16 protein-coding genes are annotated in these 25226 nt (G+C 68.1%); 13 read left to right on the top strand and 3 right to left on the bottom strand.

Translation table 11 applies throughout. The annotated features are described in order from the left end of the window. Positions 1-36: 36 nt before the first annotated feature. From HEP75_RS11545 to HEP75_RS11490, 12 genes are all read left to right on the top strand, one after another. Complete coding sequence (locus HEP75_RS11545; RefSeq protein ID WP_185823643.1) at positions 37-819, top strand: flagellar brake protein; 783 nt, start codon at positions 37-39, stop codon at positions 817-819. A gap of 247 nt (positions 820-1066) precedes the next feature. Next, positions 1067-1558 (top strand): chemotaxis protein CheW, encoded by a 492-nt coding sequence (locus tag HEP75_RS11540; RefSeq protein WP_185820183.1) that lies wholly within the window; start codon positions 1067-1069, stop codon positions 1556-1558. A 202-nt stretch (positions 1559-1760) separates the two neighbouring features. After that, positions 1761-2141, top strand: coding sequence for a hypothetical protein (locus tag HEP75_RS11535; RefSeq protein ID WP_185812950.1), 381 nt, complete (start codon positions 1761-1763; stop codon positions 2139-2141). Positions 2142-2245: 104 nt separating this feature from the next. Continuing rightward, entirely contained in the window at positions 2246-4633 is a 2388-nt protein-coding gene (locus HEP75_RS11530) for a methyl-accepting chemotaxis protein (RefSeq protein WP_185823642.1), read from the top strand. A 179-nt stretch (positions 4634-4812) separates the two neighbouring features. Further along, positions 4813-7062 (top strand): methyl-accepting chemotaxis protein, encoded by a 2250-nt coding sequence (locus HEP75_RS11525; protein ID WP_185823641.1) that lies wholly within the window; start codon positions 4813-4815, stop codon positions 7060-7062. Positions 7063-7226: 164 nt separating this feature from the next. Next, positions 7227-7796 carry an MCP four helix bundle domain-containing protein gene (locus HEP75_RS11520; RefSeq protein WP_185823640.1) on the top strand — a complete coding sequence of 190 codons (570 nt, stop codon included), beginning with the start codon at positions 7227-7229 and terminating at the stop codon, positions 7794-7796. Positions 7797-7848: 52 nt separating this feature from the next. Further along, positions 7849-10110: a methyl-accepting chemotaxis protein gene (locus tag HEP75_RS11515; RefSeq protein ID WP_185823639.1), complete on the top strand. Its 2262-nt coding sequence runs from the start codon at positions 7849-7851 to the stop codon at positions 10108-10110. Positions 10111-10206: 96 nt separating this feature from the next. Continuing rightward, positions 10207-11073, top strand: a complete 867-nt coding sequence (locus HEP75_RS11510) for a CheR family methyltransferase (RefSeq protein WP_185820188.1) — start codon at positions 10207-10209, stop codon at positions 11071-11073. Continuing rightward, positions 11070-11672, top strand: coding sequence for a chemoreceptor glutamine deamidase CheD (gene cheD, locus HEP75_RS11505; protein ID WP_185812956.1), 603 nt, complete (start codon positions 11070-11072; stop codon positions 11670-11672). The genes HEP75_RS11510 and cheD overlap by 4 nt, the downstream gene beginning before the upstream one ends. Continuing rightward, positions 11669-12745, top strand: coding sequence for a chemotaxis response regulator protein-glutamate methylesterase (locus tag HEP75_RS11500; protein ID WP_185812957.1), 1077 nt, complete (start codon positions 11669-11671; stop codon positions 12743-12745). The genes cheD and HEP75_RS11500 overlap by 4 nt, the downstream gene beginning before the upstream one ends. A gap of 4 nt (positions 12746-12749) precedes the next feature. Next, positions 12750-15398, top strand: coding sequence for an EAL domain-containing protein (locus tag HEP75_RS11495; protein WP_185823638.1), 2649 nt, complete (start codon positions 12750-12752; stop codon positions 15396-15398). 59 nt (positions 15399-15457) lie between these two features. Then, positions 15458-18379, top strand: a complete 2922-nt coding sequence (locus HEP75_RS11490; RefSeq protein ID WP_185823637.1) for a diguanylate cyclase — start codon at positions 15458-15460, stop codon at positions 18377-18379. A gap of 557 nt (positions 18380-18936) precedes the next feature. On the opposite strand, the gene acnB is transcribed toward HEP75_RS11490, so the two are convergent. From acnB to HEP75_RS11475, 3 genes are read right to left on the bottom strand one after another with little or no spacing between them, the layout of a single operon-like run. Further along, positions 18937-21528: a bifunctional aconitate hydratase 2/2-methylisocitrate dehydratase gene (gene acnB, locus HEP75_RS11485; RefSeq protein ID WP_185812960.1), complete on the bottom strand. Its 2592-nt coding sequence runs from the start codon at positions 21526-21528 to the stop codon at positions 18937-18939. Between the two features lie 58 nt (positions 21529-21586). Next, positions 21587-21994: a type II toxin-antitoxin system VapC family toxin gene (locus tag HEP75_RS11480; protein ID WP_185812961.1), complete on the bottom strand. Its 408-nt coding sequence runs from the start codon at positions 21992-21994 to the stop codon at positions 21587-21589. Then, positions 21991-22248, bottom strand: a complete 258-nt coding sequence (locus HEP75_RS11475; protein ID WP_185812962.1) for an AbrB/MazE/SpoVT family DNA-binding domain-containing protein — start codon at positions 22246-22248, stop codon at positions 21991-21993. The genes HEP75_RS11480 and HEP75_RS11475 overlap by 4 nt, the downstream gene beginning before the upstream one ends. A gap of 148 nt (positions 22249-22396) precedes the next feature. Between HEP75_RS11475 and acnA the strand changes: the two genes are divergently transcribed. Next, the gene (gene acnA, locus HEP75_RS11470; RefSeq protein ID WP_185823636.1) at positions 22397-25165 is read left to right on the top strand and encodes an aconitate hydratase AcnA; all 2769 of its coding nucleotides are present in this window, start codon (positions 22397-22399) and stop codon (positions 25163-25165) included. Positions 25166-25226 lie beyond the last annotated feature (61 nt).

Below are 25226 nucleotides of genomic sequence, written 5' to 3'. Positions count from 1 at the left end.
GCCGCCCCGCCCCATCCACGATCCCGTTGCCCACCCATGGCCGAAGGCATTCCCAGCGACTCCCCCGAACCGTCTGCGCACGAGGCGACGGAACAGGACGACCGCTTCCTGCTGACCAACCCGCGCCAGATCCGGCAGCTGCTGCAATCGCTGATCAACCAGCGCTCGCAGATCAGCGCGCATGTGGGCGGCCGCGACCAGTCGTTCTCGACCGCGCTGCTGGAGCTGGACGAGGACAGCCTGCTGCTGGACCTGAGCATCAACGAGGCCAACAACCGCATCGCCGAGCAGGCCGAGTACCTGTTGTGCTTCGCGCAGCTGGACAAGGTCCGGCTGCGCTTCCGCATCGCCGACCTGGAACGGGTCGACAGCGACGGCACGCCCGGCTTTCGCGCGCCGCTGCCCGATTCGCTGTACTACCTGCAGCGCCGCGAGCACTTCCGCCTGGAGACGCCGATCACCGAATCGCCGATGTGCGTGCTGCGGCTGGACGACGCCAGCCCGCCCACCGAACTGGTACTGCGGGTCATCGACATCAGCGGCGGCGGCGTGGCGGTGGCGCTGGTCCCCGGCCAGCCGGTGCCGGAGCAGCGCCACAGCTACCCGCGCTGCGTGCTGCAGTTGCCCGACGCCGATGCCATCAAGCTGACCCTGCAGGTCTGCAACATGTATCCGCACAAGCTGGCCAACGGCCAGGACACGCTGCGGGTGGGGCTGCGCTTCGCCGACCTGCCGCGCGGCGCCGACGCGGCGATCCAGCGCTACATCTTCCGCATCGAGCGCCAGCGTAGCGCACGCAAGAGCGGCGTGCTGTCCTGAAAGGCACCTCGACCGCACAAAGCCCCCTGTAGGAGCGGCTTCAGCCGCGACCAGGCATTACCAGGAAAACCCCGGTCGCGGCTGAAGCCGCTCCTACAGGTCACGCCATCTTTATCGGATGCCCCATGCCGGCTAAGACGGTTACAGCATCGCTAAAGTTCTGCCCCACCACGCCGATCTAGTGCAAGAGCCGCATGTCCCGCTTCCCGCCATCCCTCCGCAATTCCGTGCGCACCAGGAGCACACGATGAACGACAAGAACACCTCTGCCTCCGGTGCCACCGGCGGCGAATTCCTCAGCTTCACCCTCGGCGAAGAGCATTACGGCGTCGACATCCTGAAGGTGCAGGAAATCCGTGGCTACGACTCGGTCACCCGGGTGCCGGACGCCCCGGAGTACATCAAGGGCGTGATCAACCTGCGCGGCACCATCGTGCCGGTGATCGACCTGCGCCTGAAGCTGCGCCTGAAGGAAGCGCGCTACGACGCCTTCACCGTGATGATCGTGCTCAACGTCGAGGACCGCGTGGTCGGCATCGTCGTGGACAGCGTCTCCGACGTGATCCCGTTGAACGAGGACCAGATCCGGCCGACGCCCGAATTCGGCGCCGCGGTGGACACCCGCTTCATCTCCGGCATCGGCACCCAGGACGACAAGATGCTGATCCTGCTGGACATCGAGACCCTGCTCGACAGCGCCGACCTGAGCCAGCAGGCGCACGTCGACGAAGCCGCCTGAGCCGGCTCGAGCCGCGGCCACGCCGCGGTTTCGCACGCAATTCCCGACCCGCCGTCCATTGGCGGGTTTTTTCTTTCGGAAATGCGAACTGCTTATCACTTGCGCCGATCAAGTTCGTCGTTACCACGCCGATAGCTGATAGGTGGCCCGATCCAGTACCTGGGCCGACCTATTTCGCCCACCCCTAAAGGAGTTTCCCCCTATGAAACCGAGCTTTCCTCTGTTGCTGGTCCTGCTGCTTGCCGCCAGCCCGAGCGCCTTCGCCCAGTCGCAGCAGATGATTCCGCCGGAGATGGCGGCCCGCTTCGTCGGCAAGGACGGCATGGTCTGCGGCAAGGTCGAGAAGGCCAAGTACGCGCAGAACTCCGAAGGCGAGCCGACCTTCCTGTACATGGGCGGCATGTTCCCGCGCCACACCTTCTCCGCGCGCATCGCCGGCGCCGACCGCGGCAAGTTCGGCTTCGCGCCGGAAAGCCTGGAAGGCAAGGACGTGTGCGTGATCGGCAAGATCGAACGCGACAGCTCGCGCGCCGAGATCCAGGTCAGCGCGCCGTCCAGCCTGAAGCTGGCCACGATCAAGTAAGACCACGAAGCGTCGCCGCGCCGGAGCCCATGCGCTCCGGCATGGCGGCGCTTTTGTTTTTCTGATGCTACGCCGCCGTTATCGAACCAAGGGGAAATGCGTTCATGCAGTGGATAAAGAATATGAAGCTGATGCCGAAGCTGATGCTGGCATTCGGTCTCGTGCTCGCCATCATGTTGATACAGGGGCTTGCCGCCTATAACGGGCTGCATTCGATCAACGGCGTGGCCGAAATGGTTTCCAAGAATGTGGTGCCGAGCGTGCGTACCGGTGGCGAGATCCGTGGCATTCTCGGCGAATACCGCAATGCGGCGTACCAGAGCCTGATCCGCAGCAGCGACGCGCTGAAGAAGGAGTCGGAGGCGCGCAGGGTCACGCTGGCCAAGCAACTGGACGAGATCCTGGCCAAATACCCGCCGATGATCGGCAGCGACAACGAGCGCGCGATCTACCAGCGCACGGTCGCCGATTGGAAGAAGGCGAAAGCCTCCTATCAGTCCGTGGACGAAATGGTGCAGCTGGAGCTGCATGACGATGCGATCGATACGTTCACCAGCGAGACGCGCACCCTGCACAACAAGGTCGTCGACGATGTGATCGCGCTGATCGCGGAGAACGATCGCCAGGCCAAGCTGGCCGCGGAAACCGCTGGCAGCACCTACGGCAAGGCGTCGGCCATGCTGCTGGTCTGCCTGCTGATCGGCGTCGGTGGCGCAGTGGGCATGGCCTGGCTGTTCGGACGGATGCTGGCCAACAGCGTGGGCAGCGCGGTCAAGGTGGCCAACGAAGTCGCCAGCGGCAAGCTCGATGGCCATATCGACGCCAGCGGCCAGGACGAGGTCGGCGAACTGCTGCAGGCGCTCAAGCGCATGCAGCAGGACCTGCGCGAGCGCACCGAGCGCGACGCGGCGGTGGCGTCGGAGAACCTGCGCATCCGCACCGCGTTGGACAACTCCTCCACCGGCATGTTCATCGCCGACCTGGACTACACCATCGTCTACGCGAACCCGTCGATGCAGGGCATCGTCGACAAGTATGCCGACCATATCCGCAAGGTCGCCCCCGCGTTCGACTCGAGCATGCCGCTAGTCGGTTCCTCGTTGTCGGTGCTGGAATACGGCAACCAGATCGACACCCGCACCGTCGCCGCGATCGAGAAGCAGGGCGTGACCGAGCGCGAGATGGCCTACGGCCATGCCCGCATCGCCCAGATCGTCTCCAGCATCCGCGACGCGCACGGCAGCCATGTCGGTTTCGTCTGCGAATCGCGCGACCGCACCGTCGAGGCCCAGGTCGAAGAAGAAGTGGCCAAGATCGTGCAGGCCGCCGCCGCCGGCGACCTGTCCGGGCGCGTGGCCACCGACGGCAAGCAGGGCTTCTTCCTGCAGCTGGCGCAGCAGCTCAACGGCCTGCTGCAGGCCAACGGCGACAGCATCGGCGAAGTCTCCAAGCTGCTGACCGCGCTGTCGCAGGGCGACCTGACCGCACGCATGCACGGCGAGTTCGACGGCGTGTTCGCGACCATGCGCGACGACGCCAACGCCACCGCCGAGCAGCTCGCCTCCATCGTCGGCCGCATCCAGACCGCCGCGGTCAGCATCAACGCCGCCGCCGGCGAGATCGCCGCCGGCAACGACGACCTGTCGCGCCGCACCGAGCAGCAAGCGGCGAACCTGGAAGAAACCGCCGCCTCGATGGAAGAATTGACCTCGACGGTCAAGCAGAACGCCGAGCACGCGCGCCAGGCCAACCAGCTGGCGGTCGGCGCCGCGTCCGTCGCCTCGCAGGGCGGCGCCGTGGTCGGCCAGGTGGTGACCACGATGAGCGGCATCGAGACCTCCTCCAAGAAGATCGCCGACATCATCAGCGTCATCGACGGCATCGCGTTCCAGACCAACATCCTGGCGCTCAACGCCGCGGTGGAAGCGGCGCGTGCCGGCGAACAGGGCCGCGGCTTCGCGGTGGTCGCCAGCGAGGTGCGTACCCTCGCCCAGCGCTCGGCCAATGCGGCCAAGGAGATCAAGGGCCTGATCGACGCCTCGGTCAGCCAGGTCGCCAACGGCTCGGCGCTGGTGCGCCAGGCCGGCCAGACCATGAGCGAGATCGTGTCCTCGGTGCAGCGCGTCACCGACATCATGAGCGAGATCGCGGCGGCGTCGCAGGAGCAGTCGTCCGGCATCGAGCAGGTCAACCAGACCGTCACCCAGATGGACGAGACCACCCAGCAGAACGCCGCGCTGGTCGAAGAAGCCACCGCTGCCGCACGCTCGATGGAAGAGCAGGCCGGGCAGCTGACCGAGGCGGTCTCGATCTTCCGCGTGGAACAGTCGCCGGTCAGCGCGCCGGCGCCGGCGCCGCGTCATGCGCAGGTGCACTCGATCCGCACGGTGGCGAAGAAGCCGGTCGTGGTCCCGTCGGGCAAGCCGGCGCTGGCCACCGGCAGCAAGAAGTCCGTACCGGCCCTGGCCGATTCGGACTGGCAGGAGTTCTGACGCGCCGGCGCTCGCGGCATTCAGGCACTTCCCGATCCCCGGCCATGCGCCGGGGATTTTTTTTGCCGGCCATTCCACGGTCGCGACCACGACCGCTCGCTGGGCCAGGCGAGTTTGTCTCAATTTTGTTACAGCCGCGCCGCTAAGACCTTCGAGAACCACTCGAAGGTGCCCATCCAATGTCGTCTCCGTCGCTTATCGCGCGCCTGTCGGATCTGCCGCTGCGTCGCAAGTTCGTCTGGCAAACCCTGCTGCTTGGCGGCGGCATCGTGCTGCTGGCGATCATCGCTGCGCGCATGCAGTACGTGGATATCCGCAACACCCGCGAGCAGGCGCTGAAGAGCCAGATCGAACTGGCGGTCGGCGTGGTGCAGGCCTATGCGGCCAAGGCCGAGGCCGGGCAGATGCCGCTGGCCGACGCGCAGCGCACCGCGCTGGCCACGCTGGAGTCGATGCGCGCACGCGACGGCGTGGACTATTTCTACGTGCACGACATGCATCCGACCATGCTGATGCACCCGACCCGCCACGACCTGGTCGGCAAGGACATCGGCAACGTGCTCAGCGCCGACGGCAAGCCGATCTTCCGCCAGTTCGCCGCCGCTGCCGCGGCTGGCGGCGGCTATGTGGACTATCTGTGGCCAAAGCCCGGCAACGAGGAGCCGGTCGAGAAGGTGTCCTACAACGCACCGTTCAAGCCCTGGAACTGGGTCATCGGCACCGGCGTGTACATGGACGACGTGCAGGCGCAGGCGCTGCTGTTCACCGGCGTGATGACCGTGGCCGGCGGCGTGCTGGTGCTGATCACCTTCGGCATCAACTGGCTGATCGGCAGCTCGGTGCTGGTGCCGGTATCGCGCACGCTGCAGGCGATCCGCGCGGTCTCCCGGGGCGACCTGAGCGTGCGCATCGACAATCCCGGACGCGACGAGACCGGGCAGATGCTGCGCGCCACCGGCGAAATGATCCAGATGCTGGAACGCTTCTCCAGCGAGGCGGCGAAGATGGCGGTACTGCACGCCGACAAGGACATGTCGCACCGCATGCCGCAGGACTTCCCCGGCGTGTACGGCGAGCTCAGCAAAAGCATCAACACGATGATGTTCGAGCACCTGGACGCCATCGTCGATGCGATCGCGGTGCTCAACGAATACGCCAACGGCGACCTGCATCGCGATGCGCGGCGCCTGCCCGGCAGCCGCGCGGTACTGCACCAATCGATGGATGCGGCCAAGGCCAGCCTGCTGGCGATCAACACCGAGATCAAGCGCCTGGCCGCTGCGGCTGCGGCCGGCGACTTCAGCGCACGCGGCGATGCGGCGCACTTCCAGCACGACTTCCGATTGATGGTGCAGGACCTCAACGCGATGATGGAGGTCAGCGACCGCAACCTGGGCCAGCTGTCCACGCTGCTGCAGGCCATCGCCGCCGGCGACCTGAGCGTGCGCATGCAGGGCGAGTTCAACGGCGTGTTCGCGACCATGCGCGACGACGCCAATGCCACCGCCGACCAGTTGGCCGACATCGTCGGCCGCATCCAGAACGCGGCGCTGAGCATCAACACCGCGACCACCGAGATTGCCGCCGGCAACGACGACCTGTCGCGCCGCACCGAGCAGCAGGCCGCCAGCCTGGAAGAGACCGCCGCCTCGATGGAAGAACTGACCTCCACGGTCAAGCAGAACGCCGAGCATGCGCGCCAGGCCAACCAGCTCGCAGTTGGCGCCGCCGCGGTCGCCTCGCAAGGCGGCGACGTGGTCGGCCAGGTCGTGAGCACGATGAGCGGCATCGAGATCTCGTCAAAGAAGATCGCCGACATCATCAGCGTCATCGACGGCATCGCCTTCCAGACCAACATTCTCGCGCTCAACGCGGCGGTGGAAGCGGCGCGCGCCGGCGAACAGGGCCGCGGCTTCGCCGTGGTCGCCAGCGAGGTACGTACCCTCGCCCAGCGTTCGGCCGGTGCGGCCAAGGAGATCAAGGGCCTGATCGACGAATCGGTGACCCGCGTCGCCGAAGGCTCGGCGCTGGTCGACCAGGCCGGCCGCACTATGCAGGAGATCGTGTCCTCGGTGCAGCGCGTCACCGACATCATGGGCGAGATCTCCGCCGCCTCGCAGGAACAATCGTCGGGCATCGAGCAGGTCAATCAGACCGTCACCCAGATGGACGAGGCTACCCAGCAGAACGCAGCCCTGGTCGAGGAAGCCAGCGCATCGGCGCGGGCGCTGGAGGAAGAGGCGCGCAGGCTGAGCGAGGCCGCGGCTGTGTTCCGGCTCGGCACCGGCGGCGGGAGCTCTGCTGCGGCCACGCCCGTTCGCGCCGCCCCCGCGCGCGCACCGTCGCGTCCGGCGACGGCCAAACCGGCTCCGCGCCAGGTGGCGGGCAAGCGCGCGGCAGTGGCCGAAACGGACTGGGCGGAGTTCTGAGCGCAGCGCTGCGGCCGGACACTCAACCGGACTTGCATCACAGTTGCGCCGGTCACGGCACCTGCGGTCTCAAGCGGCAGGCGCGGCAGTCGATATCGGATTAACGAAGCGTGAATGCGATCGCCGCAGCCACCTCGCCATTGCCGCCGCTTCGGGAGCCTGAGATGCCGCGCTACACCGATCTGAAATCGTCTCTGCTCGTGTCGCTGCTGTGCGTGCTCGGCTGCGCCGCGGTGATCGGGGTGGCGCATCTGAGCACCCGCAGCCTCGACGACTCGCGCCAGCACCTGCTGCAGTTGCAGACCCGGCAAGCGCCGTCGGCCATGGCCTTGCGCGAGCTGCGCGCGCAGCTGGCGGAATTGCGTCTGTATCAGTTATCGCTGATCGCCGCGACCGGCAATACCGCGGAAGTGGCCGACTACGACCGGCGCATCGAACGCTCGATGCGCGGCGCGCGCACGCAAGTGGCGCGGTACATCGCCACCGCGCCGAGCGAAGACGAACGCCGCCGCTTCGCCACTGTCCAGGCCGAGCTGGATGCCTACCTGCAGCTGCACCGGCAGATCAGCAGCGCGGTGCATGCCGGCGATCGCGAACGCGCCCGCCAGCTGTCCACGCAACAGGCGCTGCCGCAGCGCCGCGCCCTGTTCGCCGACCTGGAACAACTGAGCCGTATCAACGCCGCGCACGCGCTGCACCCGGACCTCGACGCGCCCACCTACGTCGCCCGCTAGCCCAACTGTCTTACCGCCTCGCCATCGCCCAATCCGTTGCACGGAAACGCCAATGAATGTATTCAAACAACTGAAAATCCGCGACAAGCTGATCTTCGCCTTCGCCCTGACCTCGCTGCTGACGGTGATCCTGGGCGTGTTCACTTATTCGCGCACCACCTTGGCGATGTCCGAGCTCAAGCGCATCGAGCTGGATTGGGTGCCGGCCACGCAGGCGCTGGCCGAAGTACGCGCGCAGCTCGGCGAGTTCCGCACCTACGAACTGGCGCAGATCGCCCGCGCCAACGACCCGGAAGCGATGGCCGACTATTTCAAGCGCATGCAGAAGGTGCGCGCGGAAGTGGCCAAGAACCAGGCCATCATCGAGCGGGTGATGCTGGAAAAGACCCAGCGGCAGATGTATGCCGGGGTCAAGGAAAAACTGGACGCCTACCTGCAGACCAACACGCTGATGGGCGATGCGCTGCGTGCCGGCGACGTCGCCGCCGCGCAGACCATCTCCGACAAGCAATCGCGGCCGCTGCGGCGCGAACTGTTCGAACGGATCGTGGCGCTGACCGACTACAACGTCGCCCAGCTGAACCAGGAAATGGACACCATCAACGCGCAGCTGACGCGCACCAAGCTGCTGATCCTGAGCCTGCTCGCCCTGGCGGTCGCGGCCGCAGCCAGCGTCGGCTGGATGATCTCGCGCGGCATCGCGCGCCAGCTCGACGCGGCACGGCAGCTGTCGCAGGCCATCGCCCGCGGCGAACTGGACAGCAACGTGCGCACACGCTCCAGCGACGAAATCGGTCAGCTGATGGGCGATATGCTGGACATGCGCAGCCGCATCCGCGAGGTGATCGACGCGCAGAACCTGATGGCGCAGCGCCACGAACAGGGCACGATCAGCTACCGCATGGACGCGACCGCCTTCCCCGGCGAGTACGGGTACATGGTCAAGGCCACCAACGACCTGGTCGCCTCGCACGTGGCGGTGAAGCTGCGCCTGGTGCAGATCATCCAGCGCTATGCGATCGGCGACCTGTCCGACGACATGGATCGCTTGCCCGGCGAGAAAGCCGCGCTGACCGACGCGATGGATACCGCCAAGGCCAACCTGAGCGCGATGAACGTACAGGTCAAGCAGCTGGCCGAGGCCGCGGCGGTCGGCGACTTCAGCGCGCGCGGCGACGCCGAGCGCTTCCAGTACGATTTCCGCGCGATGGTGCAGAACCTCAACGCGATGATGGAGGTCAGCGACCACACCCTCGGCAAGCTGTCGCAGCTGCTGCAGGCCATCGCCGCCGGCGACCTGAGCGTGCGCATGCAGGGCGAGTTCCATGGCGTGTTCGCCAAAATGCGCGACGACGCCAATGCCACCGCCGAGCAGTTGGCCGATATCGTCGGCCGCATCCAGAGCGCGGCCGCCAGCATCAACGTCGCCTCCTCGGAAATCGCCGCCGGCAACGACGACCTGTCGCGCCGTACCGAGCAGCAGGCCGCCAGCCTGGAAGAAACCGCCGCCTCGATGGAAGAGCTGACCTCCACCGTGAAGCAGAACGCCGAGCATGCGCGGCAAGCCAATCAGCTTGCGGTCGGTGCGGCCGCCGTCGCCTCGCAGGGCGGCGATGTGGTCAGCCAAGTCGTCACCACGATGAGCGGCATCGAAACCTCGTCGAAGAAGATCGCCGACATCATCTCGGTCATCGACGGCATCGCCTTCCAGACCAACATCCTCGCGCTCAACGCCGCGGTGGAAGCGGCGCGTGCCGGCGAACAGGGCCGTGGTTTCGCGGTGGTCGCCAGCGAGGTGCGTACCCTCGCCCAGCGCTCGGCCGGTGCGGCGAAAGAGATCAAGGGCCTGATCGACGAATCGGTGACCCGCGTCGCCGAAGGTTCGGCCCTGGTCGACCAGGCCGGCCGCACCATGCAGGAGATCGTGTCCTCGGTGCAGCGTGTCACCGACATCATGGGCGAAATCTCCGCCGCCTCGCAGGAGCAGTCGCTGGGCATCGAGCAGGTCAACCAGACCGTGACCCAGATGGACGAGGCCACCCAGCAGAACGCCGCGCTGGTCGAGGAAGCCACCGCCGCTGCGCGCACGCTGCAGACCCAGGCCGGCCAGCTCAGCGCCACCGTCGCCGAGTTCAAGCTGGACCCACAGGCCAGCGCACCGGCGCCGCAGGCCGCGCCGGTCGCAAAGGCCAGGCCGTCCGTGCGCGCCAAGGCCTCGCCGGTGGCGACCGCAGCGCGTGCGCCTGCGCGCATCCGCAGCGCGGCAGGCACGGCGCGCGCCAGCGCCGCCGAAGACCAGTGGCAGGAGTTCTGACGGCACAGCGGCAGCGGCGTAGGCCGCATCTTGTTCCGGCGTCAATTTCGCGCGGCGCCGGCCGATAACCCGATAGACCGATCACCGCTGCGAGCCATGGCCACTCCAACGTCTTCCCTGCCCCACCCCGGTTCCGACAATCGCGACTTCGAATTCAGCGATCGCGATTTCAAGCGGGTCTGCGACCTGATCTACCAGAAGGCGGGCATCGCGCTGGCCCCGGCCAAGCGCGACATGGTCTACGGCCGCCTGTCGCGGCGCCTGCGCACGCTGGGCCTGCGCTCGTTCCGCGAGTACCTGGACTGGTTGGAACGCGACGGCGGCGACGAGTGGGAGGCATTCACCAACGCGCTGACCACCAACCTGACCTCGTTCTTCCGCGAGCCGCACCACTTCGAGCGCCTGCGCGAGGAGCTGCAGAAGCACGCCGCCTCGGCGCCGGTAAAGATCTGGTCGTGCGCCGCCTCCACCGGCGAGGAACCGTATTCGCTGGCGATCACCGCCTGCGAGGCGTTCGGCACGCTGACCCCGCCGGTGCGGATCCTGGCCACCGACGTGGACACCCAGGTGCTGGCGACCGCCTCGCGCGGCGTGTACGCGGTCGATCGCATCTCCAGCCTGGACCCGGCGCTCAAGCGCAAGTACTTCCAGCGCGGCAGCGGCGCCAACGAAGGCCAGTGCCGGGTGGTGCCGGCGCTGCGCGAGCTGCTCGAGTTCCGCCAGCTGAACCTGCTGGAGCCGCGCTACGACGTCAGCGGCCCGTACCTGGCGCTGTTCTGCCGCAACGTGATGATTTATTTCGACAAGCCTACGCAACGTGGCATTCTGTCGCGGCTGATCCCGCATCTGGACGACGAAGGCATGCTCTACACCGGCCATTCGGAAAACTACCTGCATGCGGCCGACCTGATCCAGCCCTGTGGCCGCACGCTGTACCGGCGCGCCACCAAGGCACGCGCATGAGAGCCGCCACGGTGGTCGCGGATCAGGTGATGCGCTACCACGACACCCGCTTCCAGACCATTGCGGCCAAGCTGTTGCCGACCCAGTACCTGGTGGTGGACGACGACACCGCGCTGACCACCATCCTCGGTTCCTGCGTGGCCGCCTGCATCCGCGACCCGCTGCTGAAGATCGGCGGCATGAACCATTTCATGCTGCCCGACGGCCAGGCCGGCGACGGCGCACCGGCGCGCTACGGCAGCTATGCGATGGAAGTGCTGATCAACGACCTGCTCAAGCGCGGCGCCAGCCGCAGCCGCCTGGAAGCCAAGGTGTTCGGCGGCGGCAACGTGCTCAAGGGTTTCACCAACAACCCGGTCGGCACCCGCAACGCCGAGTTCGTGTTGCAGTATCTGAAAGCCGAGCAGATTCCGGTGGTGGCCGAGGACCTGCGCGGCATCCATCCGCGCAAGATCTGGTTCTTCCCCACCACCGGCCGCGTGGTCGTGCAGCGCCTGCCGCATGCGCACGAAGAAGCCGAAGTCGCCGCCGCCGAATCGGCGGTGCGTGCCCGCCTCGCCAAAGCGCCGGTCACCGGCGCCGTGGAGTTGTTCGAATGACCTCAGAAATTCCCTGTCGCGTGCTGATCGTCGACGACTCCGCGGTCGTGCGGCAGATGCTCACCGAGATCCTGTCGCGCGCGCCCGGCATCGAGGTGGTCGGCTCGGCCGCCGATCCGATCCTGGCCCGCGAGAAGATCAAGCGACTCAATCCGGACGTGATCACCCTGGACGTGGAAATGCCGCGCATGGATGGCCTGGCGTTCCTGGAAAACCTGATGCGGCTGCGGCCCACGCCGGTGGTGATGATTTCCTCGCTGACCGAGCGCGGCGCCGACACCACGCTGCAGGCGCTGGCGCTGGGCGCGGTCGATTTCATCTCCAAGCCCAAGCTCGACGTGGCCCGCGGCCTGGAGGAATACGCCGAGGAAATCGTTGGCAAGGTCAAGGCCGCGGCCAAGGCCAAGGTCCGCGCACTCGACCGCCCGGCTGCGCCGCGGCCTGGCGGCAACACCGTGATCACGCCCAGCGCCGCGTCCACGCTGAAATTCCGCACCACCGACCGGCTGATCGCCATCGGCGCCTCCGCCGGCGGCACCGAGGCGCTGCGCGTGGTCCTGGAAGGCATGCCGGCCGATGCGCCGGCGGTGGTGATGACCCAGCATCTGCCGGCCGGCTTCAGCACCGCCTTCGCCGACCGCCTCAACCGGCACTCGGCGATGGCGGTGCGCGAGGCCAGCGAAGGCGAAGCGATCCTGCCCGGCCACGCCTACCTGCCGCCCGGCGGCAAGCACCTGCAGGTGGTCCGCGACGGCGCGCGCTGGCGTTGCAAGATCGACGACGGCCCGCCGGTCAACCGGCACAAGCCGGCGGTGGACGTGCTGTTCCAGTCGGTGGCGCGCAACGCCGGCGCCAACGCGATCGGCGCGGTGCTGACCGGCATGGGCGACGACGGCGCGCGCGGCCTGCTGGAAATGCTGCAGGCCGGCGCCAGCACCCTGGTCCAGGACGAGGCCACCAGCGTGGTCTGGGGCATGCCCGGCACCGCGTTCCGGCTCGGTGCCGCGCAGGAAGTGTTGCCGCTGGACCGGATCGCCGAACGCCTGATCGCCTTGTCCAACCAGGCCCGCTAGCCCCATGCCGCGCCAGCGCGTCCGCACCCCGAACGCGCCTGGCGATGCCGTTGCCGCCACGGTTCCGGGCCTGGCCACGCTGACCGATTCCGAGCAGGCCCTGCTGAGCTGCCTGCAACAGGCGCCCGACGGGGTGGTGGTGATCGACGCGGACGCACGCATCCTCGCCTTCAATCAGACCGCCGAGGCGCTGTGGGGCCTGTCGCAGGCGCAGGTCCTGGGGCGTTCGCTCGGCGAGCTGGTGCCGGACGAGGCGCGCGCGCCGTTCCTGGCCAGGTGCATGCGGCAGCGCACCGACACCCCCGGCGACGGCTACGAACTGCAGTTGCCCGGCAACGACGGCGTGCAGCGCTGGGTGTCGGTCAGCGCGGCCACGGTGCCGCAGCAAACGGCGCCGCTGTACGTGGTGTTCGTGCGCGACATCAGCGCCGAACGCGAGCGCGACGCCAAGATGCGGCTGCTGTCGCTGGCCCTGGACCGCAGCGACAACGCCATCGTGGTCTGCGACCCGCAGCTGGCGATCCTCTACGTCAACGCCGGCTTCGTGCACATGTTCGGCTATACCGCCGAGGAAGTGCGCGGGCTGCTGCCCAGCAGCGTGCTGCCCGGCGTCGGCACCGACATGCAGGCGGTACGGCTGACCCGCGAACGCGTGGTCGGCGGCCTGGGCCACCAGACCGATCTGCTGGTCTACCGCAAGGACGGCTCGCCGCTGTGGACCACGCTGATGGCCAATCCGATCGCCGACGCGGACGGCGGCATCCAGCACTACGTGGTGTCGTTCACCGACATCACCCAGAGCAAGATGCACGAGATCTTGCACAAGAACGTGCTCGACGCGCTGGTCCGCGAACAGCCGCTGGTCGACGTGGCCGCGCTGATCTGCAGCGAAGTCGAGCGCGTCGCCCCGCAGGTGGTGGCCTCGATCATCAGCGTCGATGGCGACGGGCGGCTGCACCCGCTGGCTTCGCCGAGCCTGCCGACCGCCTTCAACGCCGCGGTCGAATGCATGCGCGTGGGTCCCACCGCCGGTGCCTGCGGCGCGGCGATCTGGCGCGGCAAGCAGGTGCTGGTGCGCGATGCCGCCACCGATCCGCTGTTCGCCGAGTACCGGCCGCTGGTGCAGCAGCTCGGCCTGGGCAGCTGCGTGGCCAGCCCGATCAAGTCCAGCGGCGGGCGCGTGCTCGGCAGTTTCGCGCTGTATTACCGCGACGTGTGCGAACCGCAGCCCTGGCACCTGCGGCTGATCGAGCTGTGCCTGCACCTGTGCGCGCTGGCGCTGGAGCGCGAGCAGACCAAGGCGCGCGTGCACCAACTGGCGTTCTACGACTCGCTGACCGGCCTGCCCAACCGGGTCATGTTCAGCGCACGTGCCGAGCAGGCGCTGGCCGCCGCCGAGTACCACGCGTTTCCGGTGGCGATCCTGTTCGTCGACATCGACCGCTTCAAACGCGTCAACGAGACCCAGGGCCACGCCGCCGGCGACGGCATGCTGCGCGACATCGCGCGGCGCCTGGGCGAGACCTTGAGCGCGACCGACCTGATCGGGCGCCAGGCCGGCGACGAGTTCGTGCTGATGCTGCCGCAGTGCGGCGCCGAACAGGCCGCCGGCGTGGCCGAACGGCTGTTGCTGGCGCTGGCCGATCCGCTGGTGGTCGGGCACGTGACCCTGCACCCGGGCGCCAGCATCGGCGTGGCGATGTTCCCCGACGACGGCCGCGACATCGAGACCCTGCTGCGCCACGCCGACCTGGCCATGTACCGGGCCAAGAACGAAGGCGGCGGCAGTTTCCGCTTCTTCAGCGCCGACATGAACCGCATGGCGCAGGAACGCGTGGCGCTGGAGACCGCGCTGCGCGAGGCGTTGCGCCGCGACCAGCTGCAGTTGCACTACCAGCCGCAGTTGCACAGCCAGCCGCCCTACGCGCTGTACGGCGTGGAAGCGCTGCTGCGCTGGCAGCACCCGCATCTGGGCGACATCTCGCCGGCGCGCTTCGTGCCGATGGCCGAGGAATGCGGGCTGATCGACGAACTCGGGCATTGGGTGCTGCGCCAGGCCTGCCGGCAGATGGCCGATTGGCGCCTGCGCGGCGTGCCGGTGCCGCGCGTGGCGGTCAACCTCTCGGCCAGCAACTTCGCCGACGCGCAGTTGCCGGCGCGCGTGGCCAAGAAACTGAGCGCACATGGGCTGGTGCCCAGCGACCTGGCGCTGGAGATGACCGAGAGCGTCATGCTGTCCAACGCACCGGCGGTGCTGGCCAATCTGCGTCAGTTGCAGGCCAGCGGCGTACGCCTGTCGCTGGACGACTTCGGCACCGGCTATTCCAGCCTCAGCCATCTGCATCAGTTGCCGGTCAACGAACTCAAGCTGGACATGAGCTTCGTCCGCGACCTGGAACACAGCGAGACCGCGCGCGCACTGACCACCTCGGTGCTGCGCATCGGCGAGAGCCTGCGCCTGCATACCGTCGCCGAGGGCGTGGAAACCGAGGCGCAGCGGGCGTTCCTGTCGTGGCTCGGCTGCGACGTGCTGCAGGGCTTCCTGTTCTCGCCGGCGCTGCCAGCGACGCAGCTGGAACGCTGGATCGGCGCGCATCAGGCCGACCCGGAGGCGGCCGCGCCGCCCGCAACGTCCGGCGCCGCGCCCCACTAGCCGGTCGCGGCACAATTATTGCTTGATCCGCAGCACGTTTTTTCAGCCCCCGCCTGGCAATGCCGATCCGCTTCCTGTTGTCGCTGCTGCTGTGGTCCGTCAGTGCTGCGCTCGCCGCGCAGACGCTGCGTCCTGCCTATCCGGACGTCGTGCGCCGGTTCTCCACCCACGACGGCCTGCCGCAGAATTCGGTGAACGCGATCGTGCAGGACCGCGACGGTTTCCTGTGGCTGGGCACCTTCGGCGGGCTGGCGCGCTTCGACGGCAGCGAGTTCAGCGTCTACCGCAGCCTGGCCGGCAGCGGTCCGTCCAGCGACCGGATCCTGCAACTGCTGGAAGACGAGCGCGGCCAGCTGTGGATCGGCAGCGAGGACGCCGGCGTCAGCGTCTACCGCGACGGCCGCTTCCTGCGCCTGGACGTGTGCGGCGGCCGCTGCCTGATCCGCCGCTTCGTCGCCGCGGCCGACGGCAGCGTGTGGGTCCTCAGCAGCGCCGGCGCCTACCGGATCGACACGCGCACCCTGCGCACCCTCGAACAGCAGCCGCAGGCGCTGGACATGGCCGCCGCGCTCGGCGGCGACGGGCAACTCTACCTGGGTGGGCAAGGCCTGTGGCGGCTGCGCCACGGACGCCGCGAAGCGGTGCCGTTGCCGGCCGCGGAAACCCGGGTCAGTTCGCTGCACAGCGAAGGCAGCGTGCTGTGGGTCGGCGCCGGCGCGGCCCTGTACCGCTACGACACGCTGCGCCGGCAGTGGCTGCCGACAGCGGCACCGATACGCGGCGCACAGGCGCTGGCGCGCGATGCGCAGCACCGGCTGTGGGCGGTCGATGTCGATGGACAGCTGTTCCGCGACGACGACGATGGCGGCGGGCTACGTCCGTTGGCGACCCCGGCGCTGCCGGCGTCGCGCAGCCTGCTCAGCGACCGCGACGGCAACCTGTGGCTGGGCAGCAACGCGCGCGGCCTGCTGCGCATCGCGCGCTCGCGCATCGGCCTGCTCAACGACCCGCAGCAGGGCATGGACCTGCCCGGGCTGCCGGTGATCGGCGACGGCAGCGGCGGGCTGTGGCTGGGCACCGTGTGCGGCGGCCTGCGGCACTGGGACGCGCCCAGCGGACGCCTGCGCCGCTGGTCGCTGCAATCCGCGCTCGGCAACGAATGCGTGTGGTCGCTGCACCGCGACGAGGCCGGCGGCGTGTGGATCGGCACCGTCGATGGCCGCGTCGGCTATCTGCCGCCCGACGCGCAGGACGACCACGCCGACCGCGACAACGACGCCTACCGCAGCCAGGCGCCGCGGCTGGTCGCGCAGTGGCCGGACCAGTTGCCGATCCGCGCCCTGTACCGCACCGCCAAGCACAAGCTGCTGGTCGCCAGCGGCCACGGCGTGTACGCGATCCCGGTCGGCGCCGGCGGCGAGACCGGCACGCCGCAGCGCCTCCCCGGCCTGCCCGGCAGCGTCACCCTGATCCAGCCGGCGCAGCAGGGCGGCCTGTGGCTGGCCGGCGGCGAAGGCGTGGTGCGCTGGCGGCGGCAACGGGTGGTGGAACGCTGGAACACCGGCAACGGCCTGTCCAGCCGCTTCGTGCGCTCGCTGTACGAACAGCCCGACGGCACGCTGTGGATCGGCACCTATGGCGGCGGCCTCAACCGCATCGGCAACGGCCGCGTGCAGCGTTTCGATCGCGGCAGCGGCCTGTTCGACGACGTGGTCTCGTGCATGGTCGCCGACGCGCGCGGCGGGCTGTGGCTCAGCGGCAACCGCGGCATTTCCCTGCTGCTGCCGGAGGAACTGGCCAAGGCCGCCGCCGGCAGCGAGGAGTTGAGCGCGATCGGCTTTTCCGAAAGCGACGGCCTGGAACCGGCCGAAACCAACGGCGGCGGCCAGCCGGCGTGCCTGCGCGACGCCGCCGGCAAGCTGTGGTTCCCGCTGATTTCCGGCTTCGCCGAGATCGATCCGCTGGCGCTCGGCCAGCGCCGCGTGCAGGCGCCGCCGGTGCGGATCCAGTCGCTCGACGTCGGCGGCCGCAGCGTGCCGCTGGCCACCGAGCTGCGCCTGCCGCCGCACAGCCACGACATCGAAGTGGGCTTCACCGCGATCAACCTTAGTGCGCCGGAGAAGACCCGCTTCCGCTACCGGCTGACCCGCCCGGGACAGGACCCGGCGTGGACCGACATAGGCGCGCAGCGCAGCCTGCACTTTGCGCTGCTGCCGTGGGACGACAGCACCCTTGAAATCATCGCGCGCAGCGATACCGGCGCCTGGTCGACCACGCCGGCGCGGCTGCGCTTCCGGCAGCCGTCGCCGTGGTATCTGTCGCCGCTGAGCTGGGGTGCCGCAGCGGTGGCGCTGATTTCCGCGCTGCTGCTCGGCTGGCGCGTGCACGGCTATCGGCTGCGCCGCCAGCGCGACCTGCTGGCGCAACTGGTGAGCACCCGCACCCAGGAACTGGAGCAGGCCAACCGCCGCCTCGCCGACCAGGCGCAGCGCGACCCGGTCACCGGCATCGCCAACCATCGCCACTTCGTCGAAAGCCAGCAACGGCTGTGGCAACAGATGCAGGCGCAGCAGCGGCCGTTGGCGCTGCTGATGATCGACATCGACGAATTCAAGCGCTTCAACGACCACTACGGGCATCTGGCCGGCGACGACTGCCTGCGCGTGGTGGCCCTGGCGATGGCCGCGCAACTGCGCGAGGACGGCGTGCTGGCGCGCTACGGTGGCGAGGAATTCGTGGCGCTGCTGCCCGGCTGCGACAGCGAGGCGGCGCATGCGGTCGGCGAACGGCTGCGCCAGGCGGTGCTGGGCTGCGCGGTGGCGCACGCCCCGGGCGCACACCATCGGCTGGTGACGGTCAGCATCGGCTGCGCCAGCAAATGGCCGCGGTCCGACCTGTCGAGCACGCGCCTGACCAACCTCGCCGACCAGGCGCTGTACCGGGCCAAGGAACACGGCCGCAACCGGGTGGAAAGCGCCTGAGTGCTTGTCGTTACGCAACCGGTTGCAGTTGAACCTCTCATACAGAGAGCATGCTGGGTGCACTGTAGGAGCGGTTTCAACCGCGACCAACGAAGTCGGAATGCCGGCCAGCGCTGCGATAGATCCAGATGCGAACCGCTCCGGCAGCACGACGCGACCGAACCGAAGGGAGGGATGAGGGTACGCGCGAAGCCTCATGTACCCAAACTCAGCGAGTCGCTTTCGCGCCATACCCTCACCCCAACCCCTTTCCCGAGGGGAGAGGGGCCAAGCGGCTGTTTCCTTCTCCCTTCGGGAGAAGGTGCCCCGAAGGGGCGGATGAGGGTACGGGCGCAGCCTCGTGCACCCAACTCCGCGAGACGCTTCGCGCCGTACCCTCACCCCAACCCCTCTCCCGGGGGGAGAGGGGCTTTGGATCAGCAGGGCGGTGCCGGTGCGACCTTCGGCGTCGGCGCCAGTATTTTCGCCGCATCGGCATGGCCCTGCTGCAGGGCCAAGCGCAAACGAAAAAGCCCGGCATCGCCGGGCTTTTTCGTTACAGCGTTCGAGCGCCTAAATCAGGCGGCGACCGTATCGGCCACGTCCTGGTATTCCTGGATCTGGTCGAAGTTCATGTAGCGGTAGATCTGCTCGCCACTGGTCTTGATCACGCCCACGTCGGCCATGTACTCGTCCTTGGTCGGGATGCGGCCCAGACGCGAACAGATCGCAGCCAGTTCCGCCGAACCCAGGTACACGTTGGTGTTGCGGCCCAGGCGGTTCGGGAAGTTACGCGTGGAGGTGGAGAACACCGTGGCGCCCTCGCGCGCCTGCGCCTGGTTGCCCATGCACAGCGAGCAGCCCGGCATTTCCATGCGCGCGCCGGCCGCACCGAAGGTGCCGTAGTGGCCTTCCTTGGTCAGCTCGGAGGCGTCCATCTTGGTCGGCGGCGCGACCCACAGGCGGGTCGGGATGTCGCGCTTGCCTTCCAGCAGCTTGGCCGCGGCGCGGAAGTGGCCGATGTTGGTCATGCACGAGCCGATGAACACCTCGTCGATCGCCGCGCCGGCGACTTCGGACAGCGTCTTGACGTCGTCCGGGTCGTTCGGGCACGCCACGATCGGCTCATGGATATCGGCCAGATCGATCTCGATCACCGCGGCGTACTCGGCGTCGGCATCGGGCTCGAGCAGCTGCGGATCGGCCAGCCACTCTTCCATCTTCTTGATGCGGCGGCCCAGGGTGCGCGCGTCGGCATAGCCCTCGGCGATCATCCAGCGCAGCAGGGTGATGTTGCTGGTCAGGTATTCGATGATCGGCGCCTTGTCCAGGTGCACAGTGCAGCCGGCCGCCGAACGCTCGGCCGAGGCATCGGACAATTCGAACGCCTGCTCCACCTTCAGGTTCGGCAACCCTTCGATCTCCAGGATGCGGCCGGAGAAGATGTTCTTCTTGCCCTGCTTGGCCACGGTCAGCAGGCCATCCTTGATCGCGTACAGCGGGATCGCGTTGACCAGGTCGCGCAGGGTCACGCCCGGCTGCATCTCGCCCTTGAAGCGCACCAGCACGCTCTCCGGCATGTCCAGCGGCATGACCCCGGTGGCGGCGGCGAACGCGACCAGGCCGGAGCCGGCCGGGAACGAAATGCCGATCGGGAAACGCGTGTGCGAATCGCCGCCGGTGCCGACGGTGTCGGGCAGCAGCATGCGGTTGAGCCAGCTGTGAATCACGCCATCGCCCGGACGCAGCGACACGCCGCCGCGGGTGGAGATGAACTCAGGCAGGGTGTGGTGGGTCTTGACGTCCACCGGCTTCGGATACGCGGCGGTGTGGCAGAACGACTGCATCACCAGGTCGGCGGAGAAGCCCAGGCAGGCCAGGTCCTTCAGCTCGTCGCGGGTCATCGGCCCGGTGGTGTCCTGCGAGCCCACCGAGGTCATCTTCGGCTCGCAATAGGTGCCCGGGCGCATGCCCTCGCCTTCCGGCAGACCACAGGCGCGACCAACCATCTTCTGCGCCAGCGAGAAGCCCTTGCCGGTATCCGGCGGCACCATCGGCAGGCGGAACAGATCCGAGGCCGGCAGGCCCAGGAACTCGCGCGCCTTGGCGGTCAGGCCGCGGCCGACGATCAGCGGAATGCGGCCGCCGGCGCGCACTTCGTCGAACAGCACGTCCGACTTCATCGCGAACTCGGCGATCACCTGCCCGTTCTTCAGCGCCTTGCCGTCGTACGGACGCAGCTCGACCACGTCGCCGTGCTCCATCTGCGACACGTCCAGCTCGATCGGCAGCGCGCCGGCGTCTTCCATGGTGTTGTAGAAGATCGGCGCGATCTTCGAACCCAGGCACACGCCGCCGAAACGCTTGTTCGGAATGAACGGGATGTCCTCGCCGGTCCACCACAGCACCGAATTGGTCGCCGACTTGCGCGAGGAACCGGTACCGACCACGTCGCCGACGTAGGCGACCAGGTGGCCCTTGGCCTTGAGCTCGGCGATCGCCTGGATCGGGCCGCGCTTGCCGTCTTCTTCCGGCACGAACGCGGCGCCGTCGCGCTTGTTCTTCAGCATCGCCAGCGCGTGCATCGGGATGTCCGGACGCGTGGTCGCGTCCGGCGCCGGCGACAGGTCGTCGGTGTTGGTCTCGCCCGGCACCTTGAACACGCTGACGGTCAGGCTCTGCGGCACTTCCGGCTTGCTGGTGAACCACTCCGCGTCGGCCCAGCTCTGCAGCACCGCCTTGGCGTGCGCGTTGCCGGCTTCGGCCTTTTCCTGCACATCGTGGAACGCATCGAAGATCAGCAGCGTGTGCTTGAGGCCTTCGGCGGCGACCGCGCCGAGTTCGGCGTTGTCCAGCAGCTCGATCAGCGGGTGGATGTTGTAGCCGCCGAGCATGGTGCCCAGCAGTTCGGTGGCGCGCTTGGGCGAGATCAGCGCGCACTGCTCGCTGCCGAAGGCGAGCGCGGCCAGGTACGAGGCCTTGACCTTGGCCGCGTCGTCGACGCCGGCGGGCACGCGCTGGCTCAGCAGTTCGACCAGGAACTGCTCTTCGCCGGCGGGCGGCTGCTTCAGCAGCTCGACGACCTCGGCGGTCTGCTGCGCGCTCAGCGGCAGCGGCGGGATACCGAGCGCGGCGCGCTCTGCGACGTGGTGGCGGTAGGCTTCCAACATGCGGGTTCTCCGGAAATTTCGGTAGGGGTGAGCGGTAAGCGGGAAACGAATGGCGGCGTCAGGCGGACGGCTTGGGCACGATGATCTTCAGGCCCTTGAAGTAGTCGCGGAAAAAGCCGTCGTCGCGGGTGATCAGTCCGTCGCATTGCAGCAGCGCGTGGGCACCGATCAGGAAATCGGCCACCACCCGCTCGCGCTGGCCGCCGCGGGCGCGGAAACGGCGCTGCATCTCGCCGGCGCGCAACGCCGACTTGGCCTCCAGCGCATTGAAGCGGATGCTCATGTCCTCCAGCACCGACAGCGCCTCGGCGCCGTCGCGCAACGCGCCGCAGACTTCGGCCAGGACGATGTCGCACACCACCACCGGGCCGGTGCTCAGGCATTGGCGCAGGCAGGCTTCGGCGGCATCGGCCTGCGGGCCGTCGGCCAGCAGGTCCACCAGCACGGACGAGTCGATCGCGATCATGCCTTGGGGTCGGATCCGAACGGATCGCCCGGCGCGCGGCCGCGGATCGCGCGCATCGCCTCGTCGGTGCTGGCGAAGCCGTCCAGCTTGAAGCGGCCGCGGGCGCGCGAGATCGCATCGTCCACGCTCTTGCGCAGGATGATGCGGCCGCCGTCCAGCTCCACCTTCAGGATGGTGCCCTTGCTCAGTCCCAGCGCATCGCGTACGGCCTTGGGCAAGGTGATCTGACCGCGCTCGGCGACGGTGGCTTCCATGGGCGAACTCCGCAAGGTATGCACGAATTTTACATACTTGAAGCGTCATACTCAAGCCCGCATACAGTCCCGGTCACACCCTCCGTACACACTGAATCGGTCAGAATGACCGCAGTCCCTACAGCCGCGACGCCATAGGAGTTCCGTGATGAGCGATTCCTTTTCCACCCGTGCCTCGCTCGAGGTCAACGGCAAACGCTACGCCTACTACAGCCTGCCCAAGCTCGCCGAGCGCTTCGACATCGGCCGCCTGCCCTACTCGCTGAAGATCCTGCTGGAAAACCTGCTGCGCCACGAAGACGGCGGCGTGACCGTGGGCAAGGACCATATCGAGGCGGTGGCGAAGTGGGATCCCAAGGCCGAGCCCGACACCGAGATCGCGTTCATGCCGGCGCGGGTGGTGCTGCAGGACTTCACCGGCGTGCCGTGCGTGGTCGACCTGGCCGCGATGCGCGATGCGGTGGTCAAGCTCGGCGGGCGCCCGGAGCAGATCAATCCGCTGATCCCCTCGGAACTGGTGATCGACCATTCGGTGCAGGTGGACGTGTTCGGCAAGGCCGATGCGCTCGACCTCAACGGTAAGATCGAATTCCAGCGCAACAAGGAACGCTACGGCTTCCTGCGCTGGGGCCAGAAGGCGTTCGACAACTTCAAGGTGGTGCCGCCTAACACCGGCATCGTGCACCAGGTCAACCTCGAGCACCTGGCGCGGGTGGTGATGACCGGCGAGCACGACGGCGAGACGATCGCCTATCCGGACACGGTGTTCGGCACCGACAGCCATACCACCATGATCAACGGCATCGGCGTGCTCGGCTGGGGCGTGGGCGGCATCGAAGCGGAAGCGGCGATGCTCGGCCAGCCCTCGTCGATGCTGATTCCGCAGGTGGTCGGCTTCAAGCTGACCGGCAGGCTGCCCGAAGGCGCCACCGCCACCGACCTGGTGCTGACGGTGACGCAGATGCTGCGCAAGCACGGCGTGGTCGGCAAGTTCGTCGAGTTCTTCGGCGAGGGTCTGCAGCACCTGCCGCTGGCCGACCGCGCCACCATCGGCAACATGGCGCCGGAATACGGCGCCACTTGCGGCATCTTCCCGGTCGATGCCGAATCGCTGACTTACCTGCGCCTGTCCGGGCGCAGCGAGGAGCAGATCGCGCTGGTCGAGGCCTACGCCAAGGCGCAGGGCCTGTGGCACGACGCCGACACCGCGCACGCCGCCTACAGCGCCACGCTGGAACTGGACATGGCCGAGGTCAAGCCGTCGCTGGCCGGGCCCAAGCGGCCGCAGGACCGGGTGCTGCTGGAAGACATGCAGCGCAATTTCCGCGACAACCTGGTGCCCTTCGCCGAAGCGCGCCACAAGCGCCATAGCGACCTCAAGCAGGAAGACCGGCTCAAGAACGAAGGCGGCGGCGGCACCGCGGTCGGCGCCAAGGCCGCGCAGGCCGAGACCGCCGAAGACAGCGGCGCCGGCTGGCAGCTGCGCGACGGCTCGGTGGTGATCGCCGCGATCACCTCCTGCACCAATACCTCCAATCCGGCGGTGATGCTCGGTGCCGGCCTGCTGGCGCGCAACGCCGTGGCCAAGGGCCTGAAGGCGCAGCCGTGGGTCAAGACCTCGCTCGGGCCGGGCTCGCTGGTGGTCACCGATTATTTGAAGAAGGCCGGGGTCATGGACGACCTGGAACGACTTGGTTTCTACGTGGTTGGCTACGGCTGCACCACCTGTATCGGCAATTCCGGCCCGCTGCCGGACGACGTGTCGGCGGCGATCGCCAAGGACGACCTGGTGGTGGCCTCGGTGCTGTCGGGCAACCGCAATTTCGAAGGCCGCGTACACCCGGAAGTGAAGATGAACTACCTGGCCTCGCCGCCGCTGGTGGTCGCCTACGCCATCGCCGGCACCACCGACATCGACCTGAGCCGCGACCCGCTCGGCACCGGCAGCGACGGTGAGCCGGTGTACCTGCGCGACATCTGGCCGAGCAACAAGGAAATCGGCGACACCATCGCCGCCACCGTCGGCCCGGAGATGTTCAAGCAGAACTATGCCGATGTGTTCAAGGGCGACAGCCGCTGGGCCGCGATCGCCTCGCCAGACGGCGAACTGTACGCCTGGGACGCGGCGTCCACCTACATCAAGAACCCGCCCTACTTCGACGGCATGACCATGCAGGTCGGCACTGTCGACGACGTGCACGGCGCGCGCGTGCTCGGCCTGTTCGGCGACTCGATCACCACCGACCACATCTCCCCGGCCGGTAACATCAAGAAGGACTCGCCGGCGGGCCGCTTCCTGCAGGAACGCGGCGTGCAGCCGGCCGACTTCAACAGCTACGGCAGCCGCCGCGGCAACGACGACGTGATGGTGCGCGGCACCTTCGCCAACATCCGCATCAAGAACCTGATGTTCGGCGGCGAAGAAGGCGGCAACACGCTGTACCGCGGACCCGATGGCGCGCAGCCGCAGAAGCTGGCGATCTACGACGCGGCGATGAAGTACAAGGCCAACGGCGTGCCGCTGGTGGTCGTGGCCGGCAAGGAATACGGCACCGGCTCCTCGCGCGACTGGGCGGCCAAGGGCACCAACCTGCTCGGGGTCAAGGCGGTGATCGCCGAGAGCTTCGAGCGCATCCACCGCTCCAACCTGGTCGGCATGGGCGTGCTGCCGCTGCAGTTCCTGGACAACGAGAACGCGCAGTCGCTGGGCCTGGACGGTTCGGAGGTGTTCGACATCACCGGCTTGCAGGACGGCGCCAGCAAGCGTGCCACGGTCGATGCGAAGAAGGCCGACGGCAGCGTCAAGCAGTTCCAGGTCAAGGTGCTGCTGCTGACGCCGAAGGAAGTGGAGTACTTCAAGCACGGCGGCCTGCTGCAGTACGTGCTGCGCCAGCTGGCGGCGCGCAAGGCGGCCTGAGCGGCCATGGCATGCGCGGCGTCCTGCACGGGCGCCGCGCATGCGCGCGCGGGTATGCACT

The organism is Xanthomonas sp. SI, assembly GCF_014236855.1.
Taxonomy (GTDB): Bacteria; Pseudomonadota; Gammaproteobacteria; order Xanthomonadales; family Xanthomonadaceae; genus Xanthomonas_A.
This window is presented reverse-complemented; position numbering and strand designations above follow the sequence as displayed.

Coding starts and splice junctions, on each gene's coding strand:
- HEP75_RS11530 (WP_185823642.1), top strand. CDS start 2,246: ATGCAGTGGATAAAGAATATGAAGCTGATGCCGAAGCTGATGCTGGCA.
- cheD (WP_185812956.1), top strand. CDS start 11,070: ATGAGAGCCGCCACGGTGGTCGCGGATCAGGTGATGCGCTACCACGAC.
- HEP75_RS11495 (WP_185823638.1), top strand. CDS start 12,750: ATGCCGCGCCAGCGCGTCCGCACCCCGAACGCGCCTGGCGATGCCGTT.
- HEP75_RS11480 (WP_185812961.1), bottom strand. CDS start 21,994: ATGATCGCGATCGACTCGTCCGTGCTGGTGGACCTGCTGGCCGACGGC.
- HEP75_RS11540 (WP_185820183.1), top strand. CDS start 1,067: ATGAACGACAAGAACACCTCTGCCTCCGGTGCCACCGGCGGCGAATTC.
- HEP75_RS11525 (WP_185823641.1), top strand. CDS start 4,813: ATGTCGTCTCCGTCGCTTATCGCGCGCCTGTCGGATCTGCCGCTGCGT.
- HEP75_RS11500 (WP_185812957.1), top strand. CDS start 11,669: ATGACCTCAGAAATTCCCTGTCGCGTGCTGATCGTCGACGACTCCGCG.
- HEP75_RS11510 (WP_185820188.1), top strand. CDS start 10,207: ATGGCCACTCCAACGTCTTCCCTGCCCCACCCCGGTTCCGACAATCGC.
- HEP75_RS11545 (WP_185823643.1), top strand. CDS start 37: ATGGCCGAAGGCATTCCCAGCGACTCCCCCGAACCGTCTGCGCACGAG.
- acnA (WP_185823636.1), top strand. CDS start 22,397: ATGAGCGATTCCTTTTCCACCCGTGCCTCGCTCGAGGTCAACGGCAAA.
- acnB (WP_185812960.1), bottom strand. CDS start 21,528: ATGTTGGAAGCCTACCGCCACCACGTCGCAGAGCGCGCCGCGCTCGGT.
- HEP75_RS11515 (WP_185823639.1), top strand. CDS start 7,849: ATGAATGTATTCAAACAACTGAAAATCCGCGACAAGCTGATCTTCGCC.
- HEP75_RS11475 (WP_185812962.1), bottom strand. CDS start 22,248: ATGGAAGCCACCGTCGCCGAGCGCGGTCAGATCACCTTGCCCAAGGCC.
- HEP75_RS11535 (WP_185812950.1), top strand. CDS start 1,761: ATGAAACCGAGCTTTCCTCTGTTGCTGGTCCTGCTGCTTGCCGCCAGC.
- HEP75_RS11490 (WP_185823637.1), top strand. CDS start 15,458: ATGCCGATCCGCTTCCTGTTGTCGCTGCTGCTGTGGTCCGTCAGTGCT.
- HEP75_RS11520 (WP_185823640.1), top strand. CDS start 7,227: ATGCCGCGCTACACCGATCTGAAATCGTCTCTGCTCGTGTCGCTGCTG.